We start from the raw sequence: 13,035 nt of genomic DNA, 5'->3' as shown, positions 1-13,035 counted from the left end.
GCGAGCTCGTGTCGGTCAAACAGTGATGCGTCCGCAGCTCGGCTCAGACTGCAGGTTCGGGAGTGGATTGCGCGTCTGCGGCGGCCTCCGCCGCGGCGACCACCTGCTTGACCGCCACGAAGCTGTCCGGGCTCACGGAGATGGAGTCGATGCCGCCCTCGACCAGAAAGCGCGCAAACTCGGGATGGTTGCTCGGCGCCTCGCCGCAGATGCCGACCTTGGCTTCGGCGGCATGCGCGGCGACGAGAACCTGGCTGATCATCCATTTGACCGCCGGGTCCTGCTCGTCAAACAATTCGGCCAGTTCGCCCGAGTCCCGGTCGACGCCCAGGGTGAGCTGGGTGAGATCGTTGCTGCCGATGGAAAAACCATCGAAGCGCTGCGCAAAGTCCGCCGCCAGCACCACGTTGGCGGGGATCTCGCACATGACATAGACCTGCAGCCCACCGCGGCCGCGCTCGAGGCCGTTCTCCGCCATGACCTGCAGCACCCGGTCCGCTTCACCGACCGAGCGGCAGAAGGGAATCATGACGACGACATTGCGGAAGCCCATCAGCTCGCGCATCCGCGCGATCGCGCGGCATTCGAGGGCGAAGCCGTCCCTATAGCGCGGCGAGTAGTAGCGCGAGGCCCCGCGGAACCCGAGCATAGGGTTCTCTTCCTTGGGCTCGAATTCCGCACCGCCCAGCAGATTGGCGTATTCGTTGGTCTTGAAGTCGCTCATCCGGATGATCACCGGCTTCGGATGGAAGGCGGCGGCGATGCGCGACAGCCCGCGCGACAGGCGATCGACGAAGTACTCGGTGCGATCGGCGTAGCCTTCCGTGAGCTTGGCGATCGCCTGCCGCGCAGCTTCGTCCTTGAGCGCATCGAAGCGCACCAGCGCCATCGGATGCACCCGGATGTGGTTGCTCACCACGAACTCCATGCGGGCCAGACCTACGCCGTCCGCCGGCAGGCGCCACCAGCGGAACGCCGTGGCTGGGTTGGCGAGATTGAGCATGACCTGGGTGCGGGTGGGGGGCAGGCCGGCGGCGTCGAGCGCCTGGACCTCGAACTCGGCCCGGCCCTCATAGACGAAGCCCTGATCGCCCTCCGCGCAAGAGACCGTGATCTCCTGCTCGTCATGCAGGACCTGGGTGGCGTCCCCAGTCCCGACGATCGCCGGCAGACCAAGTTCGCGGCTGACGATCGCCGCGTGCGAGGTGCGCCCGCCGTGGTCGGTCACGATCGCCGCCGCACGCTTCATGATCGGCACCCAGTCGGGATCAGTGGAGGTGGTGACCAGGACCGCCCCATCGACAAAACGGCCGATCTCCTCCGGACTGGCGATCAGGCACACCCGGCCGGACACCACGGCGTCGCCGATCGCCAAGCCCCGCGCGAGCTCTGCGCCCTTGGCGAGAATACGGTAGCTGTTGAGCGCACCCGCGCTCCGGCGCGACTGCACCGTCTCCGGGCGAGCCTGGACGATGAAGAGTTCGCCGCTCTCGCCGTCCTTGGCCCACTCCATGTCCATGGGACAGCCGTAATGGGCCTCAATCTCGCAGGCCCAGCGCGCCAGCGAGAGGATCTCGCCATCGTCCAGGACGTAGCTGGACTGCTCTTTGCGCGAGGTCGGCGTGGTGCGGGTCGGCGCTTCGCCGGGCCCGGCATAGATCATCTTCTGGGCCTTGGCCCCCAGGCGCTTCTCCAGGATGGGTTGGACGCCGGGTTCTGACAACAGCGGCTTGAACACCTGATACTCATCGGGGTCTACGGCGCCTTGAACGACGGTCTCCCCGAGACCCCAGGCGGCGTTGATGAGCACCACCTTGTCGAAGCCGGTTTCAGTGTCGATGGAGAACATCACCCCGGCGCCGGCCCGGTCGGAGCGCACCATCTGCTGCACCCCGATCGACAGCGCCACCTTCATGTGGTCGAACCCCTTGGCGATGCGGTAGCTGATCGCCCGGTCGGTGAAGAGCGAGGCGTAGCAGCGGCGGCAGGCGGCCAGCAGGGCGTCTTCGCCGCGAATATTCAGGAAGCTCTCCTGCTGGCCCGCGAAGCTGGCGTCCGGAAGATCCTCGGCGGTGGCGCTGGAACGTACCGCGACATCGGCGTCGATGCGGCCGATGCGCGCGCAGAGCACGCTATAGGCCCGCAGGATCGCATCGGCGGTCTCCTCTGGCCAGGCCGCGGCCAGAATCGCCTGCCGGATGCGCGCGCCGACGTCCTGCAGGGCGGCGCGCCCGCCGGCGAGATCAGACAGGGCCTCGGCGATCACCGGGCGCAAGGCGTTGTGGTCGAGGAACCGCCAGTACGCCTCGGCGGTGGTCGCGAACCCCGGCGGCACCCGCACCCCGCGCGCGCCGAGCTGGCCGACCATTTCCCCGAGCGAGGCGTTCTTGCCGCCCACCCGCGCGACATCACCGCGGCCAAGCGCTTCGAAGGGGGCGACAAACTCTGGCGTGGTCGGCGGCATCTCTTAGCTCCTGTGGCGGCGATCAACGGTGGCGCTGTCGCCTCGAAGGTTCCGGGCCCAACTGCTGAGCGCGCCGCGACGCTGTGCGGCCCGCGGGTTGCGGGATCAGGCCGGCGCCCGGTTCACAGACGCCGACGGATGAAGAGCCTTACGCCCGGCGCTTCCGCTGCCGGCCGAGCGCAGGGACGGGTGGAAATTCACGACGAGGCGCCGGACGCGACAAGCGCGGCCTTCTCCGTTTCAATCATCGACTCGGCGCGTCGCGCGAATTCTGCGGCCGGCAGGCCCGGCGGGATCGGCGACAGGAGCGAAACGGTGATGACACCGGGCGCCTTCAGCCGAGAGCCCAGCGGCCAAAATCGGCCGGAGTCCAGCGCGACCGGCACTACCGGCGCCTCGAGGGTGCGGTACAACAACTCTACGCCCCGCTTGAAGCTGACCGGCTTACCGACCGGGGTTCGGGTGCCTTCGGGGAAGATCAGCACGGAACGGCCCTCGGCCATCGCGGCGCGGCTCTGCGCCGTCATCTCGCGCAGGGCCTTGCCCGCTTCCTCGCGGTCGATGACGATCATCGGGGAGCGACGCAGATACCAACCCATGACTGGAATGCGCAGCAACTCCCGTTTGGCGACAATCGCCACCTCCGGAAACAGCGCCAGGGCGGCGATAGTCTCCCACGTCGACTGGTGATTGGCGACGATCAGGCATGGCCGGTCCGGCAGGTTGGAGGCGCCTCGCACCACGTAGCGGACCCCCGCGACCACGCCGAGCAGCGCCAGCACCCCGCGCGCCCAGACTCTCGAGCCGCTACGCACGAGGCGGGGTGGTGAGCCGAGGCCCCACAGGAGCGGAATGGTCAAACCGAACAGGGCCGTCCAGATGGCCCACAGAGCGTCAAAGGTCCAGGATCGGAGGGCCTGGGCAGGACTCCTCCGCGATCCTTCGGGAGGAGCGCGCATGCTTGGAAGACGCCCGCTGCCCGCCCGTATTACGCCCCGCGCGTCACGAACCGGCGGGCAGGCCGATGAGAACGCCAGTGTCGCCACCCCGAGTCGGTGACTTCCACGAGGACGCCTCTCACCCCATCGGGTCTGCCCGCCGCGGCGGCGCAACCATGCTTGGCAAGGCCCGCCTGTAATCGATCGCTCGCCGGGGCGTCTCCCCGTAGCTTGGTGTGACGGTTCAAGAGGCGCAAGGTGAACATCCTCCGGGCCCTTCGGATCGGCTGGGCCGCAACCGTTTTGCTATTGGCCGCTGCGGCCGAACGGTTTCCGCCGCCCCGCCGGCGAAACTTCCCCGCCCGGCTTCGGCGCACGCTGGAACGGCTCGGCCCCACGTTCGTCAAGCTCGGCCAGGCCCTCAGCCAGCGCCGCGACCTGCTTCCCGCCCGCTGGACACAGGAACTCTCCCGCCTCCGCGACCACGTGGCCCCGTTTTCCGGCCAGGCCGCGGCCCGCGCGGCGCAGGCGGCGCTGGGCGCCCCCCTTGATGAGGTGTTCGCGAGCTTCGACGCCGAACCCCTGGCCGCCGCCTCCGTGGCTCAGGTGCACAGGGCCCGTTTGCACGATGGGCGCGAAGTGATCGTGAAGATCCTGCGTCCCGACGTTCGGGCGCAGATCGACCGCGACATGCGCATCCTGGTGGCGGTGGCGGCGGTCGCCAGCGCCACCATACCCTTCCTGCGGCGCCGCCGCACCGTCGAGCTGCTGCACGAGATCTGGCGCAACCTGCGCCGCGAGACCGACCTGCGGGAGGAAGCGCGCAACGTGCGTCGCTTCGTTCGCGCCTTCCAGGGTTCCCCGAGCATCTTCATACCCGACGTCGACGATGCGCTCACAACCGAGACCGTGCTGGTCCAGGAGATGAGCCACGGGCGGCTCGTCGGCGATCCGGCTCTGACGCCCCTCGCGGGCCTCCTCTCCAAGGCGTTCATCGACTTCTACCTGCGCCAGTTCTTTGTACTCGGCGTGTTCCACGCCGATCCCCATCCCGGCAACATCTTCGTCATGGACGACGGACGACTGTGCTTCCATGACTTCGGCGCGGTCGGCGTGCTGGACTCCCGGTCGCGGCGCGCCCTCCTGGCGTTCGTACAGGCCTTCACTGGACAAGATTCGGATTGGCTGACCGACGCGGCCTTTGATCTGGGTCTGCTGTCGCCCACGGCCGATCGCGAAGCGGTGACGCGCGGCGTCGAAGCGATCCTGACCGATCTCGAAGGCGCGCCGCTACAGGAGTGGTCGATCGCCGCCGTCATGATGAGCATCGCCCGCCTGGGCGGCAGCGACGCCCTGGTGCTGCCGCCGCATCTGGCCGCCCTGGTCCGTACGGTGTTCACGGCGGAGGGCACGCTTCGAGCACTGGATCCGCGATTGGACGTGACTCGCGCCTTCCACGAAAGCGGCGAGTCGCTCCTGGCGAGTGGTGCGATCAGCCATGATGCGTCCGGCAAGCTTCGCCGTCTGAAATGGGAAACGGCGGTCGCGGCCGAGGAGCTCCCGGACCAAATCTCGCAGCTCCTGCGCCGCGCCAGCAACGGCGGCGGACTGTCTCTGCGTTTCCCCGATGTCGTCAACGCCGCGGGTCGTCTGGGGCGCGCGGCCGATCGGATCGCTATCGCACTCGTGGCGCTGGGCCTCTACATCGCGGCATCCCTGCTGATGCAGCACAGCATCGGCCCTCGCATTCTCGGCGACCTGCCCTTGCTCGCGGCCGTCGGCTACGCCCTGGCGCTTTGGTTCACCTTCCGCCTGGTGCGCAGCATCGATCGCACCGACGGCAACTGATCGTCCGGGGCCTGTCGGCGACCCTGCTGGTCGACGCGCGTCGCCGCTACCCAAGTCAGGTCGGCTTTACGCACCGGACGGCGAAATCCCTCAGAATTTCTCCGCCTCGGAAGATAAAGATCAACCTTGATCTCGATCAAAGAAACCTCACCCTTCAGCGTTGAGTTTTCGCGTCGAACAGATCGAGGGACAGTCGAATGCTTCACGCCGCCGCTTCACAATTCGACAACGCTGGGCGCGCCGAAACATTACAGCCGTGGGAATCTTTCTCCGGACTGTCGGATACTCAAGACGGCGCCCCTGACCTCGCCCTGCAGCTCGCCGCCGAGCGGCCCCGCCAGCTGCGCTTCCTGCGCAGCCGCCTGCCCTCCCTTCCGGACGCCGAGGACGCCTGGCAGGACGCCGCCATCAAGTTCCTGCAGCACGCCGAAACCCTCGGCGCGGTCCAGCGCCCGCAGGCCTGGATGGGCGTCTCCCTGCGCCGGCTGGTGGTCGACCGCTACCGACGGGCCGCCGTCCAGCGCCGCACCCTCGAGGCCCTCGCCGTCCAGCCGGCCCCGGACTCGGCCGACGACGAGGCGGATCTCGTCGCCCCCAGCGACTGCCTGAAGGCCGCGCTGGGCGGGCTCAAGTCCGAGTACCGGCAGATCCTCGCCGAGACCTATCTGGAGGACCGCCCGCTGAAGGAGGTCGCCCGCCGGCTCGAGCTCACCGCCAACAACGCCGCCCTGCGCCAGGCCATGGCCGAGAAGTGCCAGGCCTGCCCCCTCGCCGACTGCTGGGCCAAGACCCGCGCCGAGAAACTGCTCCAAGCGTAGGCCGGGTCCAGTGCTGCTGCGTCTTGGAGGCGCGCCAGCCCGCAGGCGTGCTGGTGGGTGAGACCCCCGATCCCACCCGGGCAGGCGCGCGCCCTCGTTTGACGCGACTGGCCCTCCTCGCAGCGGCCGCCGTGTCGGGCGCCAGCGGCGGCGTGGTCTATGGGCTGGGGAGTGCGTCAGGGCCGGGGCTTCTGGCATACATGCTCGGCGGAGGCACCCTCGGCCTGCTGGTCGGCGTGCGGCCGGCCTTCACCCGCCGGTCGCCGCCGCTTGCGCTCAGCCTGATCGCGCTCGCGCTTGGCGGCATGGCTGCGGTCCATGGCGGGGGCGCGTCGGGCGCGCTCGGCCCTCTGAGCGCTCTTGCGGCGGGCGCCGTCGCAGGCGGGGTGCTGAGGTCGACGCTCGCGCGCCTGGAGCGCACTGCGAACGGCGCCGCCCACCTCGGGTCGGCGTGGATGCTGCCCGTCTTCGCGGGCGCTGCGGCCAGCTACAGTCTACGGCCATCGATGGCCCCCTTGCTCGCAGCGGCCCTCGCGGTCGCCGGGCACGGCCTCCTGCATGCCGCCGGTCACGACGGGCGGGCCCCTGACGCGCTGTCCGACCAGGCGCACCGCCGGCGCCAGGCCTTAAATCCGCATGTGCTGCTGGCGGTGGCTGGCGGGGGGCTTGGCCTGGCCCTGGCCGGTCTGGCGGCGCCGACCGCCGCCGGACAGACGGTGACTGCGGCAGGGCTGCTTGTCGCGGCGGCCGTGGGCGCGTTCATCGGCGTCGCCGTCGGTGAGATGCTGCGCCGCCGGGCGCGCGTCGCGCGATTGGGCGGGGCCTTTGGTTGCGCGGCCCTTGGGTTCATTCTGCTGCAGGGCGCGCTCAGCGCGCCCTTCGCGCTCGCCGCTGCGGCGCTGATCGGGGCGGGCCTGGCCGGGCTTGCGGCGCCGCTGTTCGCCTGGCGCCAGAGCGTAGTCCCAAACTGTACAGGTTGCGTCGTGGCCGCCCTGTTCCTGGGGCAAGCCGCCGGGGTGCTGGCTTGGACGGCGGCCTCAGCCAGTCCCCTCCCCTACGGGGCCGCTTACGTGGTCATGGCCACCCTGCTGGGTCTTGCGGCCTTCGCCAGCGCGGGCGCCGGCGCCGATTAAAGGGACAGGAGGCCGTTCGCGGGCCAGAGCGGACCTCTGCTCTCGCCGCGGCGGCGATCCAACCGTTTTCACTTCGCAAAGTCGCTCTCTTCCTGGCGGCACGTTTCAGTTGCAGGGGCCTGTAATGCGCCGGCGGCCGAAAGCGTCTGGGGCGGGTGTCCGAATACGCTAGAGGCTGACCCATGCTGCGACAGGCGCTGAGCTCGATCATTCCCGAGCGGGCTGCATACGAACTGCTGGTGAAACTTCTCAGGCGCGCGGTGCGATTGGGATCCCTGGCGCTGATCGACCCCTGGGGCGAGCGTCACGTGGTGGGAACCGGCGACGCCCCGTTCGTCACGGTTCGGCTGACCGAGCCAGGCGAGGCGGCGCGCCTCCTGGCCAGCCCCAGTCTCCGCGCCGGTGAAGCCTACATGGACGGATCCCTGGTGATCGAGGAAGGCTCGCTGCGCGACTTCCTGCTGATCGGGGTGGCCGCAGCGGGTGAGCTGGCCAATGAAGCCCGCGCTGTCAAGGAGATCGCAGCCCCGCTGACCAAGCTGCGGCGGCACAATCCCATCGCCCGCGCCCGCGCCAATGTGGCCCACCATTATGACCTTTCCGAAGAGTTCTACACGCTCTTCCTGGACGACGATCTCCAGTACTCCTGCGCCTATTTTCAGTCCGGCGATGAAAGCCTCGAAGCGGCGCAAGCGAAGAAGAAGCGGCACATCGCCGCCAAGCTGCGCCTGCAGCCGGGCGCCAAGGTGCTCGACGTCGGCTCCGGCTGGGGCGGCATGGCCCTGGAGCTCGCGCGCAGCTGCGGCGCGCGGGTGGATGGCCTGACCCTGTCGCAGGAGCAGCTCGCCGTGGCGCAGGCCCGCGCCGGTGCAGAAGGCCTGCAAGACCGGGTCCGCTTCCATCTGCGAGATTACCGGGAAGAGGCCGGCGTCTATGACCGCATCGTCTCGGTCGGCATGTTCGAGCATGTGGGCGTCCCCCACTATGGGGAATTCTTCGATATGGTGCGCGAGCGTCTCGCGCCCGACGGGGTGGCGCTGATTCACGCGATCGGCCGCAAGGACCCGCCGAGCGACAGCGATCCTTGGATCGACAAGTATATCTTCCCCGGCGGGTATTGCCCGTCGCTGTCGGAAGTCTTCGCGGCTATCGAGAAATCCGGCCTCTGGGTCACCGACATGGAGGTCCTGCGGTTGCACTACGCCGAGACGTTGAGCCGTTGGTACGAGCGCTTCCAGGCCGGCCGTGATACCGCCGCGCGTCTATACGACGAGCGCTTCTGCCGGATGTGGGAGTTCTATCTGGCGGCCTGTGAGGCTGGCTTCCGGGTGGGCAGCCTGATGGTGTTCCAGATCCAGCTGGCCCGCGACGTGGCGGCGCTCCCGCTCACGCGCGACTATATGGTCGACAACGAACGGCGGCTTGCGGGGACCTGACCATTTGGCACGCATCGGCTCGCCCGACGCAAGCCGCCGCTGACCCCGCAGGTGGCCCCGGCGGGCAGGCCTGTGCGGGCGTCTTGGCCGGGAAAGCTCTATCGCGGCGCCAGGACCTGCCGAATGCGTTCACCGAGCACATCCTGCATCAGGGGCTTTTCAAGCAACTGGGCGTGCAAGGCCGCCGCGCCTTTGCGGCATTGCGGCGTCGGGGTGCTGGCGATGATGATCGCGGGGCATGTCAGACCGCGCTGGCGCAGCGCCTGCAGCAAAGCGATGCCGTCGATGTCCGGCATGGCGTAGTCGATCACCAGGCAGTCAGCTTCATCGATGCTGCCGCTGCTGAGAGCCTGGCGGCCGCCTTCGAAGGCGCAAACAGCGTACCCTTGCGTCTCAAGCGCAAACTCCAGCGCGTCCAGAACCGCCCGATCATCTTCGATGACGGCGATGAGCTGTGGGACCTCGGCCAGGGGCGGCGACATCGGCGGATCATGCCGCGGCTCGACGCGCGCCGCCTTGATCTGCAGCAACGCAGCTCTAGCCGTCCAGGTCGCCGGCCAGCACGGCCAAGCGCACCAGGTCGGCGAAGGCGTCGGCCTGCATCTTCTCCATGAGCTTGGCCCGATAGACCTCCACAGTTCGCGCGCTGATCCCCAGTTCCCACGCGATGGTCTTGTTGGGCTGGCCGACCACCAGCCCTTTCAGGACTTGCCGCTCGCGCGGCGACAGACGGGCGACCCTTGTGCGGGCGTCGGCCTGCTCCTGGGTTGGCGGCGGATCCGCGCCCCGCTCCAAGGCGCGACGGACCGCGGCGAGCAGCCTGGCTTCTTCGAACGGCTTTTCCAGGAAATCGTGGGCGCCCGCCTTCATCGCCTCCACCGCCAAGGGCACGTCGCCGTGGCCAGTGATCACGATCACCGGCATGCGGACGCCCCGCTTCTGGAGTTCGAGCAACAGGTCAAGACCGCTCATCTCGGGCATGCGCACGTCGGTGACGATGCAGCCCGAGGCCTCGCTTTCGAGCGAACCGAGGAAGGCGATGGCCGACTCATGCGTGCGCACGGCCATCTCGGCGGTCTCGAAGACCCACTCCAGCGAGTCGCGCACGGCCTCGTCATCGTCGATCACGTGGATCAGAAGCTCACCGGGCATGCGCCAATTCCTCTGCGGTCGCTTCGGCCACCGTCAAGTGGAAGATCGTGCCGCCGCCCCGGTTGGGCTCGGCCCAGATGCGCCCGCCGTGCGCCTCGACGATCGTGCGGCAGATCGAGAGCCCCACGCCCATCCCCTGCGCCTTGGTGGTCACGAAGGGCTGAAACAGCTTCCCGGCCACATCCTTGTCGATTCCTGGACCGGTGTCGGCGATGCTGATGTCGACCATGCCGTCCGGCCCGGGGGCGCTGGCCACCGTCAGCTCTCGCCGCGGACTGTCGGTCATGGCTTCTACGGCGTTGCGGATGAGGTTCAGCACGACCTGCTGGATCTGGACCTTGTCCACCAGCACATAGTCGACGCGCTCGTCCAAATCGAACACCACGCGGACGCCCAGCTGCCTTGCCCCGACGAGCGCCAGCGCGCTCGCTTCCTCGACCAGCTTGGCCACGCTCTCCGGCCGCTGCGACGTCTCGCCGCGCGCCACGAACTCCCGAAGCCGCCGGATGATGTCGCCCGATCGCAGCGCCTGCGCGACCGCCTTGTCCAAAGCGCCATTGACCTTCTGGGAGGTTGCGTCCTTCTGGCGCGCCAGAAGCCGCTGCGCGCCTGTGAGGTAATTGGCGATCGCCGAGAGCGGCTGGTTCAGCTCGTGCGCCAGGGCCGAGCTCATTTCGCCCAGAGCCGTCAGCCGGGACACGTGGACCAGCTCGCTCTGCAGCTCGTGCAGGCGCTGTTCGGTGAGCTGGCGCTCGGAAAGGTCCCGCACGAAGCCGGTGAAGAACCGGCTGGCGCCAGACTGCATCTCGCCGACCGAGAGCTCCATCGGAAAGGTCGATCCGTCTTTGCGCTGGCCCACGACCACCCTGCCCACGCCGATGATCCGTCGCTCGCCCGTGCGCAAATAGCGTTCAAGGTAGGTATCGTGGTTTTCGCGATACGGCGCAGGCATCAGCATGTTCACGTTGTTGCCGACCACTTCCCCGGCTGAGTAGCCGAACAGGCGCTCGGCGGCCGTGCTGAACGACTGGATCCGCCCGCGGCTGTCGATCACCACCATCGCGTCAGGCACGGTCTCGAGAATCGAGCGAAGGTGCGCTTGCTGGGCGACCAGATCGGCGTTGACCTTCTCGGCGCTGCGAATCGCGATGCGGCGCCGCTCACCTACCCAGGCTGCGCCGAGCCCGATCACCGCAAAGGCGACGGTCCGGCCGAACAACATGGCGGCAGGCTCCAACGTCGGGGCGCTTCCCCAGAGGAGGCCATAGCCGATGCCGACGACGGTCGCCACAACGCCGGGAACGCCGCCGCCATAGACCCCGGCGATTCCCACCGCCGCCGTGGCGAACAGGTAAGTCGCCACCCCTTCAGCCTGCGCGGCGAAGCCCCGTTCGGCGACGGCCGCCGCGCTGACCAGAGCGACCGCGATCAGGCAACGCCCGGCCAGGCTTCCTGTCCAATGCTCCGCCGCCAGAAGTCTCCGCAGCCTTACGCCAGCTCGCAATGACGCCCCCGCACGCAAATCTCCTCGTTCCGGCCTCGACACCAACCGTGTGGCGGCGCCTTACGTAGTTTTCCCAATGGGCGATCTCCGGAATTTTCGGCGCCGGTTGGGCCGCCTACTCATCGGTCCAGCACGAATATGCGTCCTGGAGCGAACCGATGCACGTCCAACCGTCCTTCCCCCCGAACGCCTCAGTCCTTCAGGACCAGTACAAGGATTTCTTGGCCCCGGCCGACGCGCCGGCAGAATCGGCGAAGGACCCGCTTGGCGCAACCGGCGTCAGGAAGACCTACGCGCGCAACGCCGAGATCTTCGGCGAAGGCGAACCGGCGACTTACATCTACAGGGTCATGAAGGGGGTCGTGCGCACCTATCGGATCTTGGCCGACGGACGTCGCCAGATCGCCGAGTTCTTCCTTCCCGGAGACGTGTTCGGTCTGCAGGCCCTCGGCGATCATGCCGCTTCAGCCGAAGCCGTGACGGACTGCGAGGTGCTCGCTATCCGACGCAGCCAGATCTCTGACCGGGCGATGCGCGACAACACTACGGCCCACAAGCTCTTGGCCCTCACGCTGCATCACCTGCGCCGCAGCGAGGAGCACATGCTGGTGCTTGGCCGCAAGAGCGCGTGCGAGCGGCTGGCTTGGTTCCTGATGGACATGGCTGAGCGGATCCCCGCGCCGAACCGCATCGAGTTGCCGATGTCGCGACAGGATATCGCCGACTTCCTGGGCCTTACCATCGAAACGGTGTCGCGCACGATGAGCCAGCTGCAGGACGATAAAGTGATCGCCTTGCCGAGCTGCCGCCAAGTCGTCCTGCGCGATCGCGAGACCTTGATGAACCTAGCCGCCTGACGAGCCGGCGCAGGCGAGAGGGCCAAGTGAGCGGACCATCGGTGCATGGGTCAGGCCGAACGCCTACGCTTAGCCTTTGACCCAGATCAAGGTCTCCGCGATCAATTGCTTTCCAGGGTTCCGCGGTGTTGAAGACCTACGCCCTCTATCTCCGCGCCGCCGACGAGAACACCTCGCGCGTCGAAGCCGTCACCTGCAAGACCAACGTCGAGGCGATGCAAAGGGCTCGCGCGCTGCTGGCGCAGAACCCGCAGTACGAAGCCGTCGACGTCTCTTGTGGCGACGGCGAGCTGTTTCGCGTCAAGCGGGATCGTAAGCCGCCGCCCGGCTAGGACCTAAGCATCGCTGGACGCACGCTGCCCCGAAATTGGTAGCCCTCCCAATTCTCGCTCGCCCCAGGCGCTGCGCGCAAGCGACCCACAGCCTTGGCGTCCCCGGCTTCGAAGGCCGCCGTCCTCATCGCGAACCGCGCCACCTTCGGCGCGCCCGCCCCCGAGCGGCTACCGGTCCTTTCCCGCGCGGCTAGCCATCGATATCGCTCACGCGCATCTCTGCGCGTTCGCCGTGCCGGCGCAGCGCATCGACCATGCGCTGGGCCTGATCGACGGCGAGCGCCTTGCACCAGCATGGGGTCATCATCTGCCGGTCCCGGCGCACCGCCCAGCCGTAGGCCTCCTTGACCACTTCAAACGTGATCGTTCCGCGTTCCCGCGTGCTGATCGTGTCAGGCTCTGCCATGGCTGGACTCCTCAAAGGGGTGTCGGCAGCCCGGTGACGGCGCCGACGGCATTGGTCTTGCCTAAATGACGCAACAGCCTGGCGCGCCTTACGCGCGACGCGCAGCTGCCGCCAACAGTTCCCCTCTCGGGGGAATGTAACATAGGG

At 68.2% G+C, this 13,035-nt stretch carries 12 protein-coding genes; 6 read left to right on the top strand and 6 right to left on the bottom strand.

All coding sequences use genetic code 11. The features are described from left to right. Positions 1-43 precede the first annotated feature (43 nt). The gene (ppsA, locus tag PHZ_RS20610; protein WP_012520438.1) at positions 44-2,464 is read right to left on the bottom strand and encodes a phosphoenolpyruvate synthase; all 2,421 of its coding nucleotides are present in this window, start codon (positions 2,462-2,464) and stop codon (positions 44-46) included. A gap of 197 nt (positions 2,465-2,661) precedes the next feature. Next, on the bottom strand, positions 2,662-3,246 hold the full coding sequence (locus tag PHZ_RS20605; protein ID WP_236611928.1) for a lysophospholipid acyltransferase family protein: 585 nt from the start codon (positions 3,244-3,246) through the stop codon (positions 2,662-2,664). A 414-nt stretch (positions 3,247-3,660) separates the two neighbouring features. Here PHZ_RS20605 and PHZ_RS20600 point away from each other — a divergent pair, with 414 nt between their 5' ends. The 4 genes from PHZ_RS20600 (at position 3,661) to PHZ_RS20585 (ending at position 8,637) form a co-directional block, all read left to right on the top strand. Further along, a complete protein-coding gene (locus tag PHZ_RS20600; protein WP_012520436.1) occupies positions 3,661-5,250 on the top strand; it encodes an ABC1 kinase family protein in 1,590 nt (529 codons plus the stop codon). Positions 5,251-5,447: 197 nt separating this feature from the next. Next, a complete protein-coding gene (locus tag PHZ_RS20595) occupies positions 5,448-6,068 on the top strand; it encodes an RNA polymerase sigma factor (RefSeq protein ID WP_012520435.1) in 621 nt (206 codons plus the stop codon). Between the two features lie 47 nt (positions 6,069-6,115). Continuing rightward, the gene (locus PHZ_RS20590; RefSeq protein WP_148217040.1) at positions 6,116-7,201 is read left to right on the top strand and encodes a chromate transport protein; all 1,086 of its coding nucleotides are present in this window, start codon (positions 6,116-6,118) and stop codon (positions 7,199-7,201) included. Between the two features lie 182 nt (positions 7,202-7,383). After that, the gene (locus tag PHZ_RS20585) at positions 7,384-8,637 is read left to right on the top strand and encodes an SAM-dependent methyltransferase (RefSeq protein ID WP_083771052.1); all 1,254 of its coding nucleotides are present in this window, start codon (positions 7,384-7,386) and stop codon (positions 8,635-8,637) included. A 98-nt stretch (positions 8,638-8,735) separates the two neighbouring features. On the opposite strand, the gene PHZ_RS20580 is transcribed toward PHZ_RS20585, so the two are convergent. Genes PHZ_RS20580 through PHZ_RS20570 form a run of 3 tightly spaced genes read right to left on the bottom strand, consistent with a single transcriptional unit; the run spans position 8,736 to position 11,152 of the window. Next, a complete protein-coding gene (locus tag PHZ_RS20580) occupies positions 8,736-9,167 on the bottom strand; it encodes a response regulator (protein WP_049758509.1) in 432 nt (143 codons plus the stop codon). A gap of 7 nt (positions 9,168-9,174) precedes the next feature. Further along, positions 9,175-9,789 (bottom strand): response regulator FixJ, encoded by a 615-nt coding sequence (gene fixJ / locus PHZ_RS20575; RefSeq protein ID WP_012520431.1) that lies wholly within the window; start codon positions 9,787-9,789, stop codon positions 9,175-9,177. Further along, positions 9,779-11,152, bottom strand: a complete 1,374-nt coding sequence (locus tag PHZ_RS20570) for a PAS domain-containing sensor histidine kinase (protein WP_330218147.1) — start codon at positions 11,150-11,152, stop codon at positions 9,779-9,781. The genes fixJ and PHZ_RS20570 overlap by 11 nt, the downstream gene beginning before the upstream one ends. A 299-nt stretch (positions 11,153-11,451) precedes the next feature. Between PHZ_RS20570 and PHZ_RS20565 the strand changes: the two genes are divergently transcribed. Together PHZ_RS20565 and PHZ_RS20560 are read left to right on the top strand one after the other, a co-directional pair. Next, complete coding sequence (locus tag PHZ_RS20565; protein ID WP_012520429.1) at positions 11,452-12,150, top strand: helix-turn-helix domain-containing protein; 699 nt, start codon at positions 11,452-11,454, stop codon at positions 12,148-12,150. Positions 12,151-12,275: 125 nt separating this feature from the next. Beyond that, complete coding sequence (locus PHZ_RS20560; RefSeq protein WP_012520428.1) at positions 12,276-12,482, top strand: hypothetical protein; 207 nt, start codon at positions 12,276-12,278, stop codon at positions 12,480-12,482. Positions 12,483-12,672: 190 nt separating this feature from the next. Here the strand turns inward: PHZ_RS20560 and PHZ_RS20555 are convergent, their stop codons facing one another. Beyond that, positions 12,673-12,888 carry a hypothetical protein gene (locus PHZ_RS20555; protein ID WP_041374501.1) on the bottom strand — a complete coding sequence of 72 codons (216 nt, stop codon included), beginning with the start codon at positions 12,886-12,888 and terminating at the stop codon, positions 12,673-12,675. Between the last annotated feature and the right edge of the window lie 147 nt (positions 12,889-13,035).

The sequence above is a fragment of the Phenylobacterium zucineum HLK1 genome (assembly GCF_000017265.1).
Taxonomy (GTDB): Bacteria; Pseudomonadota; Alphaproteobacteria; order Caulobacterales; family Caulobacteraceae; genus Phenylobacterium; species Phenylobacterium zucineum.
Note: the sequence above shows the minus strand (reverse complement) of the source record. Positions and strands in the feature narration are given on the sequence as shown.